The organism is Methanomassiliicoccales archaeon (genome assembly GCA_038740345.1).
GTDB lineage: Archaea > Thermoplasmatota > Thermoplasmata > Methanomassiliicoccales > UBA472 > JAJRAN01.
This window is the reverse complement of the sequence record JAVYMA010000010.1, coordinates 35,086-57,317: the sequence shown is the minus strand read 5'-3', so window position 1 is coordinate 57,317 and position 22,232 is coordinate 35,086. Positions and strand designations below refer to the sequence as shown.

Genomic DNA, 22,232 nt, shown 5'->3' with positions numbered 1-22,232 from the left:
GTAAATACCGCCTGCTGGAATGTTTGCATCACCGATAGGAGGTATTACAGAATGGGAGAGAAGACATACCAACTGCAGCCTTTGCCCTACGACTACAACGCTCTGGCGCCTGTCATTTCCGAGGACCTGTTGCGCCTGCACCATGACAAGCACCACGCCGCCTATGTCAACGGCGCCAATGCCGTATTGCAGAAGCTGGAGAAGGCGCGAAAGGAAGGCACGGATCTGGACATGAAGGCCTTGGCCAAGGAGTATTCCTTCCATTTCGGGGGACTATTCCTGCATGAGAGGTTCTGGCAGAACATGGGCCCCAGCGGGAAGTCGGGAGGGAAGCCGGGGGGTAAGATAGGGGATCTGATAAACAAGGAGTTCGGATCCTTCGAGCGCTTCAAGAAGGAGTTCTCCGCCGTGGCCAGCTCGGTGGAGGGTTCGGGATGGGCGGCCCTGGTCTATTGCGGGCATATCGAGCGTCCCATGCTGGTGCAGATAGAGAAGCACAACGTGAACGTCACGCCACAGCAGAAGGTGCTGTTAGTCTTGGATGTCTGGGAGCATGCCTACTATCTTGACTATAAGAACGACCGGGGCAAGTTCATAGAGAACTGGTGGAACATAGTCGATTGGGAGGCGGTGGAGAAGCGGCTTCCTTGAGCATCCTGACGGCTCCTCCCTCCCAATAGGGATGGGGCAGGAAGAAATGATATGACCTCCTCAGGAGCCAAAGGGGAGAAGCTGACCAGTCTCTTGCGCCTGATAAAGCGCGATCGTGGCGAGCTGCACCTGAAAGAGGGGATGAGGCTGGCGGATGCCAAGGAGTGGAGTGCTGCCGTGGAAGAGCTGCAGCTCGCCCTTTATGAGTTCGAGGAGATCGAGGATGGGGCGAGGATGTCCGCTGTCCTTGCCGCCCTAGCCCTCTGCCGCTTCGGGCAGGGAGATTTGGAAGGAGCTGAGGTAGACTCGAGGAGATCAATCGAGGCCATGAGGCAGGGGGGCGACAGGGAGGGTGAGGCCACCGCCATATTAGGGCTGGGGTATGTACTGCTGGCCAGGGGTGAGTATTCAAAGGCTCAGGAAGTCTTCCATGAGGCCCTTTCCCTCTTCAGGGCGGAGAGCTTGTGGGAGGGGGTGACCCGTTCCTATCTCGGCCTGGAGAGGGCTTTGAGGGCTAACGGGCAAGAGGAGGAGGCGGACGAGGCTCGGGCTAAGGCAGAGGATGCGAGGCGAAGGCTAGCGCATGGCATATGAGCCCCGAAGAATATTTCTAATCAGTAGATAAGTTGGAGGTGCATGAAGCTCAAATGCACCAAGGATGTCGCCATTTCATCCTTGGCATTGTTGCTCATCCTATTGGTCATTTTGGCAGTGATAGCCATGATCCTCATCGCCCCGATCAGATCGGTGGAGGTGGACGAGGAGAGACGCGCGTTATACATGGAAGGTCTCTCAGTTCTGGAACTGAGCTTGAAATGTGATGTGGGTAGAGTAATGGTGGATTTCTCGGATGAAGGCGAGGAGCTAGTCCTAATGAAGGTGCAGGGCGAGGTGCGACAGAGCCTGTTCTCCATGGGAGATCCGGTGCAAATCTCGTGGGATGCCTACGTTATTGATTCCCGTCTTAGGATTGAGGCAAGGGTGGGTTTGAATGCCTTCAGCACCAGCCTGGGAATGAATGGCCTGGATGTTAAAATCAGCATCTCCCCCTCCCTGCTGGCTGACCTGACAGTGGAGCATACGGTAGGAGAAATACAGCTGCAGGCCGACGAGAGCTGCTCCTTGAGCCATGTGAGATTGATAGGGAAGACAGGGAGCGTGGCAGCAAACCTCGCACCAGGCACCAAGCTCTTGGGAGATCTAAGCATCCAGACCACCACTGGCAATGCCAGGCTATATTGGGATGAGGTGGATGTACAGGGCCAAGTCAACGTTAGCGTTCGAACCACAACGGGGAGCATATCCATAAGCGTCATCCAGACCCAGCCCTATTCCGGCAGCGTCCTCATGCAAGGCTCAGCCACTACCGGTAGGGTGGATATGGAGATGAGCATCCAGCCACCGATCTCATCCCGGATCTCGTCCAGCGTATCCACGGGAAGCATCGAGATCGCCAGCAGCCAAGGTTTCGTTGGGGGCGATGCCCTGCTAAGCTCCGCTAATTATCCCTCTCCTCAGAGGATGGATGTCTTCCTCAGCACCAATACTGGAAGCATACGGTTGGACCTGGTATACTCATGAGCGATGTTCGCTGGGCTCAGATCGTCCATAATTACTACATCTTCCTCCTGCGAAGGGGCAAGGCCAGCAACAGCGCGATAACGGCTAGGCCGAACATGCCTATCAAAGGCCATGGCCCGAAGGGGCCTTGAGGACTGAAGGGATTGGTGTTGACCTCGAACAGCACGACCTCCCTCAAGCTGTTCCCCGCCTCATCGGTGATTATTATCTCCAGCTCATGCAAGCCATCCTTCAGCTCTCCCACGTCGATGGCCTCTCCCCCCAAGGGTCTGGTGAAATACTCTCCTCCGTCAAGGCGTACGGTTAATAGCGCCACCGAGGATGTCGGATCACTGGCCTGGAATGGTATCTGCACTCTCTTCGAAGTAAAAGGTTGGTTTGGTAGCATGAGATGCAGCATCGGCTTGTCCAAGTCGATCTTGAAGCTCTCCTGGCGTGTCTGTTGCACATTACCGGCCACATCCGAGCTCCTCCATTCTAGAGTATGATGACCTGAGGCATTTATCCTCACAACGCCTGAATAAGGTTGCCAATCCCCCCCATCCAGCCTCCATTCCGCGGAATAGATGCCACTGACAGCATCCTCGAAACCCAAGGTCAGATTCACGGCCGAGACGAACCACTCCGCTGCCCCCCGCTCCCCTTCCCACCTGAGCGCGCTTTGGGGCGCAGTCCAGTCGATTTTCAGAGCCATGGCTATCTGCTCTTCCTCGTTGCCTGCCTGGTCAACGGAGCGGAAGCGCAATAGATGCATGCCCTCTCCCAATGTTAAGGGTGAAATGTATTCGCGCCAAACCTCCTCGTTGAGCTTGTAGAATGTCTTCGCTGCACCGCTCGTCTCGTCCGAAGGCGATAATTGAATGGTGACTTGTGATCTGAACCACCCTCTTGCACCGTACTCGCCTGTGGTGATAGCCAGGGTGGCAGGAGGCTGCGAATCGACCATTATTTCCCGTGCTTGGAATCTCTCCTGGTTGCCAGCGCTGTCCACGGAAAAGTATTCCAGCATATGCCTTCCATCCGCGATCATTATTGATGACCAGGCCTCCTGCCAGCTCCCACCATCAATGCGATAGTATGTCCCCGCTATCCCGCTCACCCCGTCCCCAGGGTCCAAGTTAACTTCCACCTGGCTTACGTACCATCCTTCTCGCCCCTCACGCCCCGTGATATATAACTCGGTCACGGGTGCGCTCATATCCATCCTGATCTCCTGGGAGCTTATTTCTCCAGGGTTGCCAGCGTTGTCCACGGCGAAGAATCTCATCTCATGCACGCCCTCGTCGGACAGAGTTATGGGGGAAGAGTATTTCCTCCAAGCCTGTCCTGAGAGAGAGTAGTAGATCTCTCTGACTCCACTGGTCTCGTCCCTGGCATCTATATGCAAGTCCACCAAGGACACGAACCATCCCTCTTGGCCTTGGGAGCCTGAGATCCCAAGGGAGGCGATGGGCGGGCATCTATCCACCATGATGAGCAGTTCCCTCTCCTCTCCTTGGTTTCCTGCCCAGTCTACAGCGAACCATACCAGCCTATGCACCCCATCCTCTTGCAGTTGCAGGGAGGAAGGCAGAGGAGACCAATCCTCTATGCTAATGAACCTATAATAGAAAGCGGCCACGCCGCTTCCCTCATCGTTACCTTCAGCCATAATGAGGACGTCGGATCTATACCAGCCTTCATTGCCTATCTCCCCCACCACGACCAGATTGCCCATGGGAGGGGACACGTCCATCTTTAGTATCAACTCTCGCACTTCCTCCAGATTGCCTGCCAGGTCCACAGAGCGGAAGCGCAGTAGATGTTCCCCCGAATACGCTACAATGATAGGACTGACATAATCCTCCCAAGCGCCACCATCCAAAGACCACGTCGTCTGGCCTACACCGCTCAGCGCGTCCTGAGCATATAATCGAACAGTGATGGGGCTTACAAACCAGCCTGCGAGACCTTCGACCCCTTCTACGTCATATGAGGTGGTAGGCGCCGTGGCATCGATCCTTATGGTGAGCGACTGCGCCGCCTCCTCGTTACCAGCAACGTCAGTGGCATTGAAGCTGAGCGCGTGTTCTCCTTCCTTGTCTAACACTATGGGAGCCGAATAAGGAGTCCATGCTCCTCCATTCAAGCTGTAGAAGCAAGGCCCAGGACCGCTTAGGGCGTCATTGGTGCTCAACGTCACCATGACAGGGCCGCGGTACCATAGCGGACCTCCCTCGCCCTCGATGCTGCAGGTGGTTATGGGAGGGCTGAGGTCGGCTTTCAGATTCATCTTCTTGATGCTCTCTCCATTACCCGCGACGTCGACTGAGTAATATTCTAAGAGTATAAGGCCTTCTGCATTTATGATGGTGGTCGTGGTGTATATTCTCCAGATGCCACCGTTCACTCGATAGTAACTGTACTGAACCCCGCTGACAGAATCGCTGGTCGTGAGGCTAAGGCTTATGGAGGATACATACCAACCATCGCGGCCTTGTGCGCCCTCTATCTTGGCGCTCGTAGTGGGAGGGGTGGTGTCTATGCGCACCATCACCTGCCTCTGCTGTTCCACGTTCCCCTTCCAATCCACAGAGTAGAAACACACTAGATGCACCGCCGAGCCTGATACTTCGAAGGGTGACGAATACGATGCCCAAGCTCCTGAGTCCACGCTATACCAGGTCTCCTTTACTCCTGTTCCTCCGGTGTCAGTCGCAGTGAGAGTGACCATGACCGAAGAGCGATACCATCCATCCTGACCCGTCGTGCCGGAGAGGGACGCCATTGTGGAGGGGGGCTCGGTATCCAAAGATATGGCCTCGATGGTCAGCACCGCACAAGGGAGATATAGGAGGTGCATGCCATCGGGCATAAGCCAATCCACCAGCGCCCGACCTTCTGCCTTGCTCTGAGCGATTTGAAAGGGGCTCAGGGCGGAGAGATCGTTGCCATCCTCCCAGATAGGCATGCCGATAAGATGCGAAGTGGCAGAGGCGATCAAGGCCGGGGAAGATTCGTTGCGATAGGCGAAAAGGAGATGATATGCCCCCGGCTCCGTAGGGATGTCTAGGGAGATAGAGGTCTCGAGCTCTGATACACCTGAGCCTAAGTCATTCAGGATGGTCCAGAAAGAGGTTTTGGCATCACCCCACGAGGTCGTCGCGACCAAGGGCACTTCATCATCTATGCTCCAAAGGTTCGAGGCGCGCAAGAGAAGCTTTCCCTCCAGGCGGCTGCCCACCTCAATCACCAGGCTCGTTGCTGAGATATTGGCGAATCCTCCAGCACCAGAGACGATGGTCAACGAGGATGCTCTTCCCTGATCCGGTTCCCCTGGCTCGAACTGGAAGGAGAGCTCATACTGGGCCCATGTTCCAGCATCAGGGAGGACACAGATGTAATGATGTCCCTGCACGGTGGCCGTCATGTTAGCTATCTCCATTCCTCCACTTGTGGCGGAGAAGCCTAAAAGATGCGTGCCATCGGTGCCGAAGAGATAGAGGTCCAGGTCTCCTTGGGAAGAGTTGAAATCGACTCTCACCCGCAACCGATCTCCTGGCCGGAGCCAGACTTTGAACCAATCAGGGTCCAAGGCCTTCAGCCCGCTATAGCGCTGCTTGACGTCAAGCGGCTTTGCCTCGCTCCAAGCATCATTCTCCTCATAGAGGTCATCAGCAGGAACGAGCTCCACCGCGTCCACCCATCCTGCATCGGCATAGGCGCAATCATCCTCATCGTGCACGAATTCCCAGCGCAGCACGTGAACCGTGGGGGATATGGATATGCTGAACTTCGTCCATTCGACATTGCCACTAATGCTTCCTTGCAGCCCGTCATCCACGTAGAATCTCAGGAGATCCTTTCCGGACTGTGAGCTAACTTTCCAATAGAAGGAGACGCTGGAAGCTCCCGAAATCACTGATTGCAGGCTGCTGGCTGCCTTGTCTGGAATGCAGCCGCTCTGTGCGCTGTAGCCTCCTTTGTAGTAAGTATGATTCACCGCCACCCATCTTGCTTCCCCGTGACTGGTGAAGGAGAGGCCAGGAGTGTCGAGAGCGGAAGAAAAAGAGACGCTAGGGTATTTATAGAACTTGATAGAAGCGAAGCCCGGTAGGGTTCGTGGCACGGAAGCACTCTGCCCTGATGCCAAAGTGGCCGCACCAGGAAAATAAACTCCTTCATAAGCTTCCATGCGGAAGGAGCTCAGTTGAGCCGAGCCGCCTCCCTGTACCTCGATCCAGAAAGAGGATGTCCCTGCCTCCCATTCAGGAAGGAAGGAGGATATGTCCAGGCACATGAAGGCAGGCATAGGGCGCGTTGTGTCGTATTCATAGAAAGGAGATATGCTCTTCAGCGCCGTGGGATACTCGCCCAAGGCGATGGTGATCGATGCGCTCCTCAGAGGAGGGGTGTTGAAATACCAGGTGGCTAGAAGGGAAGGGGAGTAATCGGGAATGTCGACCACAGTGGTCATCCAAAGCCCAGCTCGGTTGGATATCTTCTTGAAAGCCTCGTAGGTGAGCCAATAATACCCTTTATCCCCCCAATCTGAGCCCCAGGAGTTGACCACGCGGAACGCACCCACCTCTCCGTCCTCGCTGATGCTGTCATCATAACCCACCAGGGTCTGGGCATGGTTAAGGGTGTCAGAGTTGTACTCTTGTGAGGTCACGATGAATGCCCCGTTGTCGAAAACGTAGTATCTGGAGTCCAAGGCGAAGGTGACTGGTATATCCTGAGAAAGCCAGGCCTTAGCCTGAGCCACCGCCGCATCCCCTTTGTAATACCACTCCTGATAGGTATGAGCCTTGTGCAAAGGGGCCTCCCTGAAGGCAGCAGCGCTTCCCCAGCTCACATAATCAGTTGGATTATAAGGATGCGTGGCCAAAGAGGCTACACCCCAATCCACGGCCACCCGGAAATTCTCGCTCATCCATGAGCCTTGATCCACCCCACCATTGATCTTATTGTAGGCCCAAGCGGGGCTCATGAGTCGTGAGCTATTCGTCCCGTTCTTGACATCGTACCAACCGTTGTCCTTAGCTTCCAAATAGCCATAGGTATAATATATCGCGGCCCATGCGGCGCATGAGCCTTGGCTCCCCTGGTTGCCCACCTTGGGGAAGAAGCCCTGCTTGGATATGTCATAGGAAGAGGGTAGAGTAAGATCTTGGAGAGGAACAGCGTCCGCCACCCACACCCTTCCCACCATCGCCCTATACTCCTCCTCGGTAGGAGGCGCCAGGCCGGTCCCGAAACCATCCACGATCAAATTGTAATCCACTCCTGCCTGCCTGACGCCCAAAGTCGCCTTCAGCTGCAGCATCTCCGCTTCGGTCATGAGATGGTGGCCAGGGATTGAAATCATCGATCTATCAGAATCGCTGGTGCATGCGCTTAGCTCCAAGTTCGCCTCCGGTGGCAGCGCTAAGGCGTAAAGGGAATTCACGGATAGGAGAAGTAGGAATAATGGGAATATCGCGATGAAGCGCCTCATGTTTATACCGTCTTCAATTGGTCAATGCTTATCCCATTACTCAGGGCACAGCAGTATAATCATCTTTTCTAACCGGTTATCGTTTATTGTTCTACAGGAAAGTATGCGAGCGCATTCTCACTGTTCTCCAAAGCGCGAAATGCGAAGGAATCTTGATATCCATTCGAAAGAAATGCGGTACGATATCATGAAGGTCAACCTCTTCGCCGTGATTGGAGGACTGTTGGGGGTGATGTGCGTCCTCATGCCTTGGCTGGTGGTGGAGACGCACAACATCTTCTGGGACAACCACCAAGAATACGCTATGACCGACCTGATGCATGATGAGGACTCCTCCTTGGCGGTAGCGGTGATACTGATGCTGCTCGGTTCTGCCCTGGCCATCGCCACACCCTTAGGTGGGATGGGCATGCTCTTCGGCATCCTGGTGTTCCTCGGTTCTACATATGATCGCCTGGGAAAAGTGACCAGCGGCATAAACGAGACCACTACCTCACTGGGATTGGGCTTCGCAGTAGGGCTGTTGGCGTTAGGCATGGTGCTGGTGGGTCTGTTGAGGCCGATAGGTCCAGGATACTCCAGAGGGAGAGTACTGCCGCGGGACCGCTTCTTGACATGGTCGGGGTGATCATTTCTCGGCCAGATCGTGAGTGGTGTAGCTCGTTTCCCCTTCATCGGGGCCACCAGTGGACTGTTCAAGGCAAGAGGGACAGGCGTGCCTCTTGCGATCCATCGGATCCATGCGCTCGGCGGTCACCATGTACACTACGCGCTCCCCTATGTTGCATGCATGATCCGCTATCCTCTCCAAATACCGCGCCACCAGGATGATGTGTGCTCCCACAGTAATCTTTCTGGGATCCTCGATCATGTACGTCAGCACGGCCCTGAAATTAGTGTCATACAGGCAGTCCACCTCATCATCGCGCTCGAAAAGCCTCTTCGCCATCTCCACGTCCCTGGTGGTGAAAGAGCGGATGGCGTCAGTGACCATGCCAACTACCAAGGAGGCCATATGCGGTATATTGACTGGCCTTCTGAATCCGTTGCTGGAGGCCAACACATCATAGAGCTCCACAATGTCGCTGGCGTATCGCCCTATCCGGTTCAAGTCGGTGATAATCTTCAGGCAGGTGGAGATGGTCCTTAGGTCCCCCGCTACCGGGGTGTGGAGGGCGATCAGGTCCAAGCAATGCTTCTCGATCTGCTGGTCCATTCGGTAGATCTCCTTATCCAGTCGCTCCACCTCCACCTTGAGCGCCGGCTCTTTATCTACGATGCATCTGACGGCCTTCTCGATGGCCTCGCGGGCCAAGGAGGCCATCTGAGAGACTTCTTCATTGAGCTTCTCCATCTCTTGATTGAACAGCACCCTCGACGTCATCATCCCATTCTCCCAGTGATATACTGCTCTGTCAACTTCTGCTCCGGCTTCTCGAATATCTTCTCTGTCTCCCCAAACTCTATCAACTCGCCCAAATAGAAGAAGGCGGTCTTGTCCGCCACACGGGCGGCCTGCTGCATGTTATGCGTCACTATCACCACCGTATAGTCCTTCTTGAGGTCCACCAATAAATCCTCTATCTTGGCGGTGGCAATGGGATCGAGGGCGGAGCACGGTTCGTCGAAAAGGATTATCTCAGGCTCCACCGCCATGGTCCGCGCGATGCACAGCCTCTGCTGCTGCCCGCCCGATAGCTCGTAGGCGCTCTTATCCAGCCTGTCCTTGACCTCATCCCACAGCGCAGCCCTTTTAAGACTGCGCTCCACCAATTCGGCCAGCTCCTTCTTGGTATATTTGACGGTACGCTTGCCCTGCAAGCTAGGGTCCAGATCCTTGCCGTGGATGCGAGGCGCGTAGGCGATGTTCTCGAAGATGCTCTTGGGGAACGGATTAGGCTTCTGGAACACCATTCCGATGCGCCTGCGCACCTCCACCACATCCACATCATCGTCGTAGATGTTCTTGCCATCCACCATCACTTTGCCGGTCACCCTGCACTTAGGCACTAAGTCGTTCATGCGGTTCAGGCAGCGTATGAAGGTGCTCTTGCCGCATCCCGAGGGTCCTATGATAGCGGTGATCTCGTTCTTGGGTATGGTTATGTTAACGTCCTTGAGCGCGTGGTTCTTATCGAACCATACGTTCAGACCAGTGACTACGATGTTCTCGGACATGTTATCACCACTTGTATTTCTCCCTGTATCGGTCGCGGATTATGATGGCGGCGAGGTTCATCAGCACCACCATTATTAGCAGCACCAATGCCGTCCCATATTGGAAGGGGGCCGTCTTCTCGAACACCGTCTGGGTGGCCAGGGCATAAAGCTGGAAGGGCATGGCCATGAAAGTGTCCCAGACGCTCTGGGGAAGTATGCTCTTGGTGAGCACTACACCGGTGAGCAGGATGGGGGCCGTCTCACCGGCTGCCCTGCTGAGCGACAATATCACACCTGTGAGTATGCCCGGGGTAGAGTATGGCAGGACGTGATGACGGATGGTCTGCCATTTGGTGGTGCCCAAGGCTAGTGAGGCTTCCCTCAAGGATTCAGGCACCGCCTGGATCGCCTCCCTGGAAGCCGTAATGACCAGGGGCAGGACCAGGAACGCCAAGGTCACGGCGGAGGCCATCAGGCTGAAGCCCCAATTGAAGTAGAGCACCAGCATTCCCAGACCCAGGAGGCCATAGACGATGGAAGGCACGCCGGCCAAGTTATTGACCACCACTCGAAGTATATTGGCGAAGCGGCTCTTTCCCTGATACTCGGAGATGTACACCGTAGTCAGCACGCCTATGGGAACGGCGATGAGCATCACCAGGCCCATGAGGTATAAGGTGCCCACGATGGCAGGGAAGATGCCTCCCTCCGTGAAGCCGCGACGGGGAAATTGCGTCAAGAACTCCCAGCTCAGCGTGCCCATACCTAGAACTATGATATAGCCTAATATGATGACAAGGGCCAGACCGACCACCAGGGCGCAGCCCCGGAACAGCATGAAGAAGATTTTCTCCTTGACACGTCGGCTCATTGATACCTCTCCGCGTATTTTCGCATGGCCAAATCGGCCACGTAATTCAGCACGAAGGTGATGGCGAATAGGACCAGGCCCAGTTCGAAGAGCACGTGATAGTGAGCTGTATTGGCCGCCACCTCCCCCATCTCGATGGCGATGGTGGAGGTGATCGGCTGACCGGATGAGAAGGGGTTGAAGGTCAATTGCGGCGAGCTGCCTGTGGCCATGACCACTACCATGGTCTCCCCCACGGCGCGGCCGATGGAAAGCATCACAGCTGCCACTATGCCTGGCCTGGCCGCTGGGATGATCACTTTCCAGGTGGTCTCCCACCTGGTCATGCCCAAGGCCAAGGAGGCCTCCTTCAACGCCCTGGGCACCGAGTTCATGGCGTCCTCAGATAATGATACCATGATGGGGACCATCATGACCGCCAGGAAGACCGCTCCATTGAAAAGGTTAAGATAATCATTAGGCCTCCAGCCGGGGGCGAAGGCTTCCCACATAAATTTGGCGAACACCGTCAGGGCCAAGAAGCCCAGCATCACTGAAGGGAGCCCGGCCAGCACTTCAATGGCTGGCTTGAATATCTTACGTACGCGAGGGTGAGCGATCTCAGAGAGGTATATGGTGGCACCAAGGCCGATAGGTATGGCTATGAGCGCAGACAGCAAGGTCACGATCAGTGTGGAGACCAGAAGAGGGAGGAAGCCATACAGTGGCTCCACCGGATGAGTAGGGTCCCAGACCGTCCCGGTGAAGAACTTCCATTGGTCGATCATGAAAAATGCGGGATAGGAGTTGGTGAAGAGAAAAATAGCCACGGCCGCGAGGACGAGTATGGCGAAGCCGGATACAATCGCCAAAATGACATGGACGCTCTTGTCATAGAAGTAACGTCTCTTGGCCGTTACTATTCTCTTCTTGGCCATGATTCAGGCTCTCCTTCCGCTCATTTCAAACGACAGTCTTTCATCTATGTTAGAATGATTTTGGAAATGACTTATCATGATTATGTAATTACAGTAATTATTGAAAGTAGAAAAGGTTTAGGAGCGGCCTAATGCTCAAAAGAGCTTAGCACGCTGTTGCTCCAGCACATCCGAGGGCAAGGCGTAGAAGCCTATATCCTCAGCCACCTTCTGGCCTTTGTTGGCATCGAGTATCCAGTTCAGCCACTGCCAGGTCCCCCCCGTAGGAGCGTCGGCGGTGTAGAGGTAGAGATACCTGGCGATGTCATATTGGCCTGAGAGCACTGCGTCCTTGTCAAGGGGCGAGTAGGCTGGGGAGCTGGCGGTCTTCTTTATCATCAGCACGTTGATGCCGGATGCGCCCGAGACATAGCCGATCCCGACGTAACCTATGCCACCCTCGTTGAGCTGCACCGCCTGCACGATGGCAGCGTTGCCAGTCATCTGGTTCATGCTGGCGGCGTAGGCGCCGTTGAGCAGCACATGCTCCTGGAAGTAGGCGTAGGTGCCGGACGTGGATTGTCTGCCGTAGAGAGCTATGGGCCGATCAGGACCTCCTACCTGGTTCCAGTTGGTGTAGGTGCCGTTGTATATGCCGCGCAGCTGCTCGATGGTGAGCTCGGTGATGGGGTTGGACTGGTGGACGATTATGGCTATGCCGTCGATGGCCACCTTGAACTCCACTGGATTCAAGCCAGCGGCTTGAGCTTGCGCGTACTCAGAGGACTTCATGGCCCTGGAGGCCTGCGCCACATCCACCTGCTTGGCTATCAGCGCGGTTATGCCTGTGCCGCTACCACCGCCCGAGATCTCGACGGTGATATTCCTCTCCTCTATTCCGAATTCCTCGGCCCAGGCGCTGCAAAGCTCCAACATGGTGTCGGAGCCTTTCTGCTTGATCGTCGTCTTGGCTGGTGTATCGCCTCCTTCTCCCCCCAGAAGCAATACGCCGGCCACGGCCGCGATTATCAACACGGCAACGACGCCGACCGCAATCATCATAGTTTTCTTTTCCATTGTGCTACCACCTCTTGGGATAAGGTCCTGAGCCGCGCCCCGCGGTGAAATGAAAGGTAGGCAGGAGGAAAGCGATTCTTTTGCCTTGTTCCTTCCAGTCTTTCGCTGCATGGCGCTGGCTCAAGTTGCATTTCTTCGAAAATTCCAAAAAAACGGGTATATCTATATGCATATCCAAAGTAGAATATGTTAGTATATATTGTAATACTTATGTCTATATATGATATATATTGAAAATACATTACATTATGATATACCAAGAAAAGTGAGATATGGTGATGGAATTGGAGATAAGGCGAGTACAGAAAACTGGTGCCTCCACCATGACAGTATCGTTGCCCAAGGATTGGATAGAGAGCAATTCCATAACACCCGGAACTCCAGTCGTGGTCCGCCCGATGCCCGATGGTACGATCTCCATCGACCCCCGCGTGCAGCGCGAGAAGGAGGAGACGCGAAAGATAATACAGGTTGATGATGACGAGACTAAGGAACACCTGACGCGCAAGCTCATCGGAGCTTATCTCGCAGGCTATAATATTATAGAAGTGAGGTCGAAAACGCGTCTTGACCTGGAGCTCAAGCATGCGGTGAAGGAGATTTCACGCATGGTCATTGGACCAGAGGTCATCGAGGAGACGATTAACACCGTCATACTCCACGATCTTTCGGACCCCGTGGAGTTGCCTCAGGAGAAGTGCGTGCGCCGCATGCATCTCATCGTCATGAGCATGCATAAGGATGCTATAATCGCGCTGATGGAGGAGGATAGCGCTCTGGCCAAGGACGTGATCGATCGCGATGCGGATGTAGACCGCCTATATTGGATGGCGGCTAAGCAGTACAACATGATTCTTAAGGACCGGAAACTGTCGGAGAAGATCGGGGTGGATATCTTCGAGGGCATGAACCTCATGCTGGTGGCAAGAGGGATAGAGCGCATAGGGGACCATGCGGAGAAGATGGCCAACAACGCCATAACCCTGATAAACTCTGGCATGAAGCTAGGGAATGCGGAAGAGATCCATAGGATGAGCGCTCAGGCCATGCGGATCTTGGAGATGGCCATGGAATCCTACTTCCGCAAGGATATCAAGGCCGCCAATAACATCATTGACATGGGAGACAAGCTGGTGCAGGAATGCCAGGACCTGAGCGTGTCGGAGAGGCTGCCAGCAAACCTTTGCGCTGTGGTTCGAACCTCGGTCATAGACTCGATAACCAGAACCACCATGTACGCCATGGATATAGCTGAGATTGCTATTAATGGCGCCATGCGGATGGACGGTTGAAGAGGTACCCCGGTCAAGAACTCAGATAAAGATTGAAGATTAGGATGAATCAAAACTCGTCTCAGGCGTCCTTAATAGCCTGCCAAAGGGCCATCCATGAATTCTGAGTATAGCATGCGGTGGCACTTGGGACAATAGAACCTTCTCTTCCTAGAATAAGCGAAGAAGACCAGGGCCACCGAGTCCAACAGAGTCTTCTCCCTCTCTTCCACCACCAGCTCCTCCTTGCTCCCCACCCAATCACACCTGTCGCACTTCACATTATTCAATACGTTCTTTTGACGATAAAGGTTACTTTTATGATTTTACGCCCGCCCTTCCCCCATTATCCGCCATGGGCTACGGGTGGATAAGCAAGGAGTTGGAAGATTTGAGTTAAGGAACGACGTAAGTGGTCCATTTGCAACCTGACACCTGATTTTTGAACTACTCCCCTTGTCCTTAACCGCGACCTTTCTTCGCTTGGTAATTGCTCCATCTGCTCTCCAGTTCAGGGTCTGCGAGGGTATCCATGAGGTATCTTGCGAACTGCTCTCCCGTGGCTCCGTTAGGACGGCCAGTGATCACCACCTTGCGTTCGAACTGGCAACAAATATCCAGCGCCATCTCCAGGCGTCGCGACTTCTCCGTGCGCCCGATGTGATTGAGCAGCATGGCCGCAGCCTTTATGATGCTGGAAGGGTCGGCGTACGCCGCCCTTCCCTCCTCCACCATGCGCGGCGCCGAGCCGTGAATAGCCTCGAACATGGCGTACTTGGTGCCGATGTTGGCGCTCCCCGCCGTACCCACCCCGCCTTGTATTTGCGCGGCCTCATCGGTGATTATATCGCCGTAGAGGTTGGGCAGAACCATGACCTTGAATTCGTGCCTTCGCGCTTCATCCAACAGCTTGGCTGTCATGATGTCTATGAACCAATCGTCCCACTTGATGTTGGGATAGTCCTTGGCCACGCGCTCCGCCACTGCCAGGAACTTGCCGTCCGTGGCCTTGACCACATTGGCCTTGGTGACCACGGTCACGCGGTCGATGCCATTCTTCTTGGCGTACTCGAACGCCAAGCGGAGGATGCGCTCGCAGCCTTGCGTAGTGGCCACGCAGAAATCGAAGGCCAGGTCGTCGGTAACATTGATGCCTTTGCTGCCCAGTATGTAGGCGCCCTCGGTGTTCTCCCTGAAGAAGATCCAATCGATGTTGAGAGAGGGCACCCGCACCGGGCGCACGTTAGCGAATAGGTCTAGCTCGCGCCTCATGGCGACATTTGCCGACTCGATATTGGGCCAAGGGTCACCCTTCTTGGGGGTGGTGGTGGGCCCTTTCAATATCACATCGCACCTTTTGAGCTCTTCCAGAACCTCCTGTGGCAGCGCCTGCATCTGCCGCACCCGGTTCTCTATGGTGAGGCCTTCGATGCCCCGCAGCTCGACCTTGCCCTCTGCCATCTCCTCTCTTAACAAGAACTCCAGGACGGTGCGGGCATGCGCGCAAATATAAGGACCGATCCCGTCCCCGCCGACGATCCCTATCACAATCTTATCCTTCTTGGCATGGTCCACCCATTCCACGGAGCGCTTCATCTTTTCCACGCGCTCCATCTGCTCCTGGACCAGCTTCCCGAAGTGCTCCTTGGCCCTCTCCACGGCCGCTTCGTCCATGGAATCCTCACTCCAGGTTGAAACAGCCGTGCTTCTTGAAATGCTCGGCCAGGCCACCGTCGTTCAATATCCTGACCATGACGGGAGGCAGGGGGTTGGCCCTGATCTTGATGTCCTTGGATATGTCATGCACCAAGCCCCGTTCCAAATCGACCCGAAGCTCGTCCCCTTCCTCGATCTTGGAAGTGTCGCATTCCAGCACCGGCAGCCCTACGTTTATGCAATTGCGATAGAAAATGCGGGCGAAGTCCTTGGCGATCACCGCCGAGATGCCGGCTGCCTTGATCACCAGCGGTGCCTGCTCCCTCGAAGAGCCCATGCCGAAGTTGTGCCCTGCCACGATGAAGTCGCCCTCCTCGATCTCCTCGTAGAAGCCGGGGCGGATATCCTCCATCAGGTGCTTGGCCATCTCCTTCATGTCCGTGCTCTTGAACTTGTACTTGCCAGCGATGATATAATCGGTGTTGATGTTGTCTCCGAACTTATGCGCCCGGCCGCACAGCTCCTTCATCACAGCACCTCCCTGGGGTCAGATATGCATCCTTTGATGGCGGAATAGGCCGCCGTGGCCGGGGAAGCGAGATAAACGGAGGATTTCACGTTGCCCATGCGCCCCTTGAAATTGCGGTTGGCCGTGGAAAGGACGTTCTCCTCATCCGAGGGAATGCCGTTACAGGTGCCCACGCAAGGCCCGCAGGACGGTGTGGTCACCGCCGCCCCCGCCTTGACTAGCCTTTGCATCACGCCGCACTCCATGGCCTGCTGCAGGATGGCGCGGGATGCCGGCGCCACTATCAGCCTCACGTCCCTATGTACCTTCTTGCCGTCGAGGATGGAGGCCGCTACCATCAGATCCTCCAGCCTGCCGTTGGTGCAGGTACCTATGAACACTTGGTCTATATGGAGTCCCAGCACCTTCTCGATGGGGACCACGTTGTCCACGTCCGGAGGGCAGGCGATCTGGGGCCCCAGGTCGGAGACATCCTCCTCCATCACCTTCTCGTATACCGCATCCGCGTCCGCATCAACTCCCTTGTAAGGATATTTGGCTCTCGGCGCCACGTAGTCCAAGACCTTCTGATCCGCTCGCATCAAGCCCACCTTGGCGCCCGTCTCCACCGCCATGTTGGAGATGGTCATGCGCGCCTCAGGCGTAAGGGCATCGATGGCCTCGCCCGTTATCTCCAGCGCCTTGTAGGTGGCACCGTTAGCGGTCAGTCGTCCGCACATACGCAGGGCTATGTCCTTGGAGAAGGACCCCTTGGGAAGCCTTCCAGAGTAGACGAGCTTGATAGTTTGCGGCACCTTGAACCAGGTCTTGCCCGAGATGAGCGCGGCCGCCATGTCCGTGGACCCCACGCCAGTGGCGAAGGCGTTGAGGGCGCCATAGGTCGTGGTGTGCGAGTCGGCGCCGATGATGACGCTGCCGGGAAGGGCATAGCCGTTCTCTGGCACCAATACATGGCATACGCCATCCCCTACGTCATACAGAATCGCTCCCTGCTCCTTGGCGAACTGGCGCATCTGCTTGTGCAGATTGGAGACGGATTCCAGCGGGGAGGGGGCATTGTGATCTATGACCACGGCGTAGCGGTCTGGCCTTGCCACTTTCTTACCCTCCATCTCCTTGAAGGCACGTATGGTCAGGGGTGTGGTTCCGTCCTGGCTCATCATGAAGTCCACAGGACATACCACGATGTCATTGGCCTTGACTTCTCTCCCCACATGATTCGAGATTATGTTCTCGGCTATTGTTCCCATAATCACCTACTCCAAGCGTTGGTTGCGGAACTTGTAGTCCTCGTACAGATAGATGAGCTCCCTTTCTGTCAGTGAGCGTTTGAGCGCCACACTGCTAGCGCGGACCATTTCCAGCAGCTCTCCGGCGGCATGGTCGTCCACCTCGAATCCATGCTTGGCCAAAACGCTCTTTATGGTGTGACGGCCGGAATGCTTGCCGATGGATATCCTCCTCTCCAAGCCTACGGATTCAGGAGCGAAGGCCTCGTAATTGGAGGCACATTTGATTACCCCATCCGCATGTATTCCAGCCTCGTGGGTGAAGCAGTTGAGGCCTACTATAGGCTTCCAATCGGGAATGGTGCGTCCGCAGGCCCTTGCCACATACTCAGCTATCTCCCGAAAGCGGGAGGTCTCGATGCCCGGATCGATGCCAAGAGTGTATTTGGAGGCCATGACTATCTCTTCCAGCGGTGCGTTGCCCGTCCTCTCCCCTATTCCCATCACCGTGGTGGAGATGAACTTGGCTCCTGCTTGAATTCCCGCCAAGGCATTGGCCGTGGCCATGCCGAAGTCGTTATGCGTATGCATCTCCACATCGATCTGAGCGTTTTCTATCAGGTCCTTGATGACTTTATGCGTGCGCAACGGCTCCATGATGCCTAGGGTATCGCAGAAGCGCACTCTGTCGGCCCCCGCCTCCTTGGCGGTGCGAGCGAATTGGATGAGGAAATCCCTGTCTGCACGGGAGGCGTCTTCAGCGTTGCAGGAGATGTAAAGGCCGTGGGACTTGGCGTACTCGATCGCCTCGGTTATCCTATCCAGCACCCACTGCCTGGACTTCATGAGCTTATGCTCGATGTGGATATCAGATGAGGACATGGAGATGGCTACTGAGTCCACGCCGCAATCCAGGCTATGGTTTATGTCCTCCATGCTGGCCCGATTCCACCCCAGCACCGAAGCGGAGAGACCGGATTTGGCGATCTCTTTGATGGCCTTCTTCTCGTCTCCTCCCATGGCCGGGATGCCCGCTTCTATCTGTGGCACCCCTATCTCATCCAGCATCCTGGCGATGCGGACCTTTTCGATGTTGGCAAAGACTATGCCGGCCGCCTGCTCTCCGTCTCTCAGGGTGGTATCGCATATCACCAATGGCGTTCGACTCAATTTCTCGAGGACTTTGCTCTTGTCCTTCATCTACTGCTTTCTCCTTGATGTGTGAGCGCGCCCATCCATCAGGGGCGACGGAGCCGCAGAATCTGCGGCCTATATGCATGAGGCGACTCGTGTCGGACACGGCGGTCGCATCCGCGTCGAAATGCATACAGAGCCCGAATCGATGCACCCTCGGGATAAGGCTGGGGAAAAAGCATACCGCATATCATACAAAAGCGTTACGCATAGTTCCATGGAGCTCTCCGGAGCGACGCTCGATACACGAATCGAGGAGTGGATGATGACGTTCGCCCAATGGCATTTGTGATCGCAGCCTTCTTCTTCATTCGCAAACCAGTCGCGGCTATGAAAATGAATTCCAGATCGACCGCGATTGAGGGGGATCGGAATCGCGTTCCTTTCTGCTTCCCATCTTCATTCCCTGAATCCTCTCAAATGAAAAAATTGGCTCGGCATTCTCTCTTATTCAATGAAGCCAGGAAAAGAGAGTCTGAGAGTTAATTCTAAAGGCTCGGAGATGTGGAACGATAGTGCATTGACATTCATACACGCGATTAAAAGGGGTCATGTTGCTTGTTCAATTGCCCTCGCCGGTTTTTTTCTATTAAAAATTGGTAAGAACAAGGTTTTTTATTAGGAAATTGGTAAGAACAAGGAGGGATTGAGGCCTTTCCACCTTTTTCTTCAACTGGCGAGCTTATACCTAAGAAGGGCGGCGATGCCCCCCAAGGCTTCCAACTTCTTACCCGCCTCGTGATGCTCGCTCACCACCACCACCTTGCCTCGCGCGCTCTCCACCGCCTTCATCAATTCCTCCACATCCTTCTCCCTCAGAATCGGGTCGAGTAGCAGCAGAGTGTCCACCGCCCCCGCATAAGCCGCCCTGCTGACCTCCTCTGGACCATAGGCCACCGGGCCCTCCTTGGCTATCTCTTCCAGGACCCTCTCCACTAGATTCGTCTCCTCGGCCACACGAGACCCTTGGAGGACTTCCGCTCCCAGGCCCTTCTTCATCAGCTCGTGCACCCCGGCCATGCCTGCCTGGCCGGTGTGATAAATGAAGGCGCGCTTGAAGACCTCTGGCGCCTTCTGCCTTCCCATGCTCACCAGAGTCTCCTTGGCGAAGCCTGGGCCGAGCACCACCAGAGGCACGTTCTCTTTGACCAATTGCTTCACCTTCTCAATTATCTCCTCATAATATGCGTCATCCGTCCTCTGCTCATACATCTTCCCTCCTGAGGGACCGTATATCGTGGCTATAGGCTGCATGCCATACTGGCGCATGACGGCGATGGTGGCCTCATCGTTCTCCAAGGCCACGAAGACGATGGAGGGGCGCTTAGAATCCTCCACTGCGCGCTTTATCCGCTCCAGCGTAGAGTCCTTCCAATCTCGCTTGACCACGGTCAGGACCTGGCCCTCTTCCACATTCAGGGTGTGATAGGCGCCTATGTCCTGGGGGCCTTGCTCGATCACCCCCGTTATCCTCAAGCGGTTATCGAACTCGTGGAATTCCACCTTCTCCACCCTGATGCCCAGGAACACCCTCCTCTTCTCCCCCCTCTCCGACCTTACCTTGTCCGACTTCTGCTCCTCCCGGCGGAAGGTTGTGGCCAGGACAAGATCGCCCTTCTCTATGATATTGTACAAATGCCATAGGTCGTCCAGGTTGTCGACCTCGAACTTGATCTCCCCCGTCCTCCTATCCTGGTGCAGCAGGCGCATCGGCCTAGTGATTCATGCCTGTCATATTAATCATGTCATTCCTGCCGCCTTGGTTCCCTTGTACTATGGCCCTAATAACGTCAAGGCCCTCATCCCCATACCATCATTATCGCTATCAATAACGCATAACCATGAGACACCCTTCATATTCGCAGAGTGCCAAGACATGGCGCAGGTCAGAGTCACGTGAGCCCTTCGCAAGTCCTTGTCTCAGTGCTACTGCCAGTGGCGATATCCTGCCTTCTATTGGCCATGTATACGTGGAGGAATCGAGAGGAGCCGGGCGCGGAGGCTTTCGTGGTCGTAATGCTGGCTGGGGCTGGTCTCTGCGCTGCTAATTTAGGGGAAGCGTTCGCGGCCACGTTCCCTGGCAAGATGATATGGAACAATCTCTCCTACCTCCCGCTCACTCTCATTCCCACGGCCTTCTTCCTCTTGGCCATGTCTTATACAGGCAGGGAGCGCTATCTCACGAAGAGGAACATAGCGCTACTCTGCATAATGCCGTGCTTCACCATACTCATGGTCTGGACCAACGACCTGCATCATTGGTACTATTCATGGATCGGCCTCACCACCACGGACGACCTAACTTATCCCATAAGAGAATATGGCATCCTCAGCTGGGCATGGATGTACTATGCCTATCTCCTCCTGCTCATAGGAAGCATGCTCCTCGTAGGCCTCTACTTCGGCACGCCCAAGAGGAAGAGGGGGCAGATTGGTTTGGTCACCCTGGGAGGGCTGGTAGGCTGGAGCGGGAACTATGTCTACCTTAATCTGAACCCCTTCCCCTTTCTGGACACCACTTCCGTGGCGGTGTTCACCGCGGGGATGCTGGTCTTCTTGGGCATCTATCGCTACCGCCTCTTCGACATCACGCCCATCGCTCGCATGGTCACCTTCGACCGCATGAAGCATGGAGTGATCGTGACCGACCGCAAGGGAAGGGTGGTAGATGCCAACGGGGCCGCTCTGACTCTGATGCGCTCGGACGCCTCCGAGGTCATCGACTCTCCGCTCACTGAGGCTTTCGCCCGGCGGCCCGAGCTGCTCGAGGCCATAGCCATGAACCATGCTGTCAGCGAGGTGGACTTGCGCTGGGGCGACTGCCCTCTAATCGTGGAGATGCACGTGCATCCAGTGTACGAGTTCAATGGCGCGAGGGGAGGGAGCATCATCGTCTTGGAGGACGTCACTGAGCAACGTCACGCGGAATATGAGCTTCGCTTGACACAGGAGAAGCTGGACATGCTGAACAGCATAACTGCGCACGACATCATGAACCGCGTCATGGTCATCAGAGGCTATGTAACCCTCCTGGAGGGCTTCATCTCGGACGCTAAGGGCAAGGAGCATCTCAGCAAGATAGCCCATGCCACGGAGTCCATACAGCGGCTGGTCCGGTTCTCCAAGGATTATCAGGCGGGAAAGGTCTCGGCCATGGCCTGGCGCTCCCCTTACACCATGCTCTACCAGGTCTCCGCCCAGCTGGAGACATCCCTAATTGAGCTCGATCCCTCCCTGCACAGGGTGGAATTATATGCGGATGCCCTGTTGGAGAAGGTCTTCTACAACATCATCGAGAATTCCCTGCGGCACGGAGGGAAGGTGACAAAGATTCGGGCCTGGGCGCAGCAGAACGATGGGCATCTGAGCCTCATCATTCAGGACGACGGCATAGGCATACCCTTGCAGGATAAGGAAAAGATATTCCAACAGGGATACGGACGCAACAACGGCTACGGGCTGTTCTTCTCGCGCGAGCTGGCCTCGGTCATGGGCTTCTCCATCGAGGAGAATGGCGTGCCTGGAGAGGGGGCCAGGTTCGAGATCCGCGTGCCCCAGAACAAGTTCCGTTGGAAAGGAGCTGTGATGATGGAGGATTCGGCTCCCTGACGACTGCGAGCCACTTCTCTGTCCCCTTC

Annotated in this window: 20 protein-coding genes; 8 read left to right on the top strand and 12 right to left on the bottom strand. The window is 55.4% G+C overall.

Annotation, left to right across the window (positions count from 1 at the left end):
* The first annotated feature begins 51 nt into the window (after positions 1–51).
* The 3 genes from QW520_04950 to QW520_04940 are packed head-to-tail and all read left to right on the top strand — an operon-like array spanning position 52 to position 2,232.
* Entirely contained in the window at positions 52–651 is a 600-nt protein-coding gene (locus tag QW520_04950; GenBank protein MEM0449151.1) for a superoxide dismutase, read from the top strand.
* A 51-nt stretch (positions 652–702) separates the two neighbouring features.
* Entirely contained in the window at positions 703–1,245 is a 543-nt protein-coding gene (locus tag QW520_04945; protein ID MEM0449150.1) for a tetratricopeptide repeat protein, read from the top strand.
* Positions 1,246–1,287: 42 nt separating this feature from the next.
* Positions 1,288–2,232, top strand: coding sequence for a hypothetical protein (locus QW520_04940; GenBank protein ID MEM0449149.1), 945 nt, complete (start codon positions 1,288–1,290; stop codon positions 2,230–2,232).
* Positions 2,233–2,266: 34 nt separating this feature from the next.
* On the opposite strand, the gene QW520_04935 is transcribed toward QW520_04940, so the two are convergent.
* Positions 2,267–7,711 carry a C1 family peptidase gene (locus QW520_04935; protein ID MEM0449148.1) on the bottom strand — a complete coding sequence of 1,815 codons (5,445 nt, stop codon included), beginning with the start codon at positions 7,709–7,711 and terminating at the stop codon, positions 2,267–2,269.
* Positions 7,712–7,883: 172 nt separating this feature from the next.
* On the opposite strand from QW520_04935, the gene QW520_04930 reads away from it, so the two are divergent.
* A complete protein-coding gene (locus QW520_04930) occupies positions 7,884–8,339 on the top strand; it encodes a hypothetical protein (GenBank protein ID MEM0449147.1) in 456 nt (151 codons plus the stop codon).
* Here QW520_04930 and phoU read toward each other — a convergent pair whose 3' ends face one another.
* The 5 genes from phoU to QW520_04905 form a co-directional block, all read right to left on the bottom strand.
* On the bottom strand, positions 8,340–9,098 hold the full coding sequence (gene phoU, locus QW520_04925; GenBank protein ID MEM0449146.1) for a phosphate signaling complex protein PhoU: 759 nt from the start codon (positions 9,096–9,098) through the stop codon (positions 8,340–8,342). It lies immediately after the preceding gene.
* Positions 9,095–9,889, bottom strand: a complete 795-nt coding sequence (pstB, locus tag QW520_04920; GenBank protein MEM0449145.1) for a phosphate ABC transporter ATP-binding protein PstB — start codon at positions 9,887–9,889, stop codon at positions 9,095–9,097. Before pstB ends, phoU begins: the two co-directional genes overlap by 4 nt.
* Positions 9,890–9,893: 4 nt before the next feature.
* On the bottom strand, positions 9,894–10,742 hold the full coding sequence (gene pstA / locus QW520_04915; protein MEM0449144.1) for a phosphate ABC transporter permease PstA: 849 nt from the start codon (positions 10,740–10,742) through the stop codon (positions 9,894–9,896).
* Positions 10,739–11,659 carry a phosphate ABC transporter permease subunit PstC gene (gene pstC / locus QW520_04910; GenBank protein MEM0449143.1) on the bottom strand — a complete coding sequence of 307 codons (921 nt, stop codon included), beginning with the start codon at positions 11,657–11,659 and terminating at the stop codon, positions 10,739–10,741. Before pstC ends, pstA begins: the two co-directional genes overlap by 4 nt.
* Before the next feature lie 135 nt (positions 11,660–11,794).
* Positions 11,795–12,715, bottom strand: coding sequence for a PstS family phosphate ABC transporter substrate-binding protein (locus tag QW520_04905; protein ID MEM0449142.1), 921 nt, complete (start codon positions 12,713–12,715; stop codon positions 11,795–11,797).
* A 278-nt stretch (positions 12,716–12,993) separates the two neighbouring features.
* Between QW520_04905 and QW520_04900 the strand changes: the two genes are divergently transcribed.
* A complete protein-coding gene (locus QW520_04900) occupies positions 12,994–14,007 on the top strand; it encodes a phosphate uptake regulator PhoU (GenBank protein MEM0449141.1) in 1,014 nt (337 codons plus the stop codon).
* A gap of 71 nt (positions 14,008–14,078) precedes the next feature.
* Here the strand turns inward: QW520_04900 and QW520_04895 are convergent, their stop codons facing one another.
* The 5 genes from QW520_04895 to nifV form a co-directional block, all read right to left on the bottom strand.
* Entirely contained in the window at positions 14,079–14,267 is a 189-nt protein-coding gene (locus tag QW520_04895; protein ID MEM0449140.1) for a hypothetical protein, read from the bottom strand.
* 181 nt (positions 14,268–14,448) lie between these two features.
* Positions 14,449–15,660 (bottom strand): isocitrate/isopropylmalate family dehydrogenase, encoded by a 1,212-nt coding sequence (locus QW520_04890; protein MEM0449139.1) that lies wholly within the window; start codon positions 15,658–15,660, stop codon positions 14,449–14,451.
* Positions 15,661–15,667: 7 nt separating this feature from the next.
* Positions 15,668–16,171, bottom strand: coding sequence for a 3-isopropylmalate dehydratase small subunit (locus QW520_04885; protein ID MEM0449138.1), 504 nt, complete (start codon positions 16,169–16,171; stop codon positions 15,668–15,670).
* Positions 16,171–17,421 (bottom strand): 3-isopropylmalate dehydratase large subunit, encoded by a 1,251-nt coding sequence (locus tag QW520_04880; GenBank protein MEM0449137.1) that lies wholly within the window; start codon positions 17,419–17,421, stop codon positions 16,171–16,173. The genes QW520_04885 and QW520_04880 overlap by 1 nt, the downstream gene beginning before the upstream one ends.
* 6 nt (positions 17,422–17,427) lie before the next feature.
* A complete protein-coding gene (nifV, locus tag QW520_04875) occupies positions 17,428–18,600 on the bottom strand; it encodes a homocitrate synthase (GenBank protein MEM0449136.1) in 1,173 nt (390 codons plus the stop codon).
* A gap of 73 nt (positions 18,601–18,673) precedes the next feature.
* Here nifV and QW520_04870 point away from each other — a divergent pair, with 73 nt between their 5' ends.
* A complete protein-coding gene (locus tag QW520_04870; GenBank protein MEM0449135.1) occupies positions 18,674–18,886 on the top strand; it encodes a hypothetical protein in 213 nt (70 codons plus the stop codon).
* 377 nt (positions 18,887–19,263) lie between these two features.
* Here QW520_04870 and QW520_04865 read toward each other — a convergent pair whose 3' ends face one another.
* Positions 19,264–20,304, bottom strand: coding sequence for an mRNA surveillance protein pelota (locus QW520_04865; protein MEM0449134.1), 1,041 nt, complete (start codon positions 20,302–20,304; stop codon positions 19,264–19,266).
* Between the two features lie 49 nt (positions 20,305–20,353).
* Here QW520_04865 and QW520_04860 point away from each other — a divergent pair, with 49 nt between their 5' ends.
* Entirely contained in the window at positions 20,354–20,494 is a 141-nt protein-coding gene (locus QW520_04860; GenBank protein ID MEM0449133.1) for a hypothetical protein, read from the top strand.
* Positions 20,491–22,203, top strand: coding sequence for a histidine kinase N-terminal 7TM domain-containing protein (locus QW520_04855; GenBank protein MEM0449132.1), 1,713 nt, complete (start codon positions 20,491–20,493; stop codon positions 22,201–22,203). The genes QW520_04860 and QW520_04855 overlap by 4 nt, the downstream gene beginning before the upstream one ends.
* Positions 22,204–22,232 lie beyond the last annotated feature (29 nt).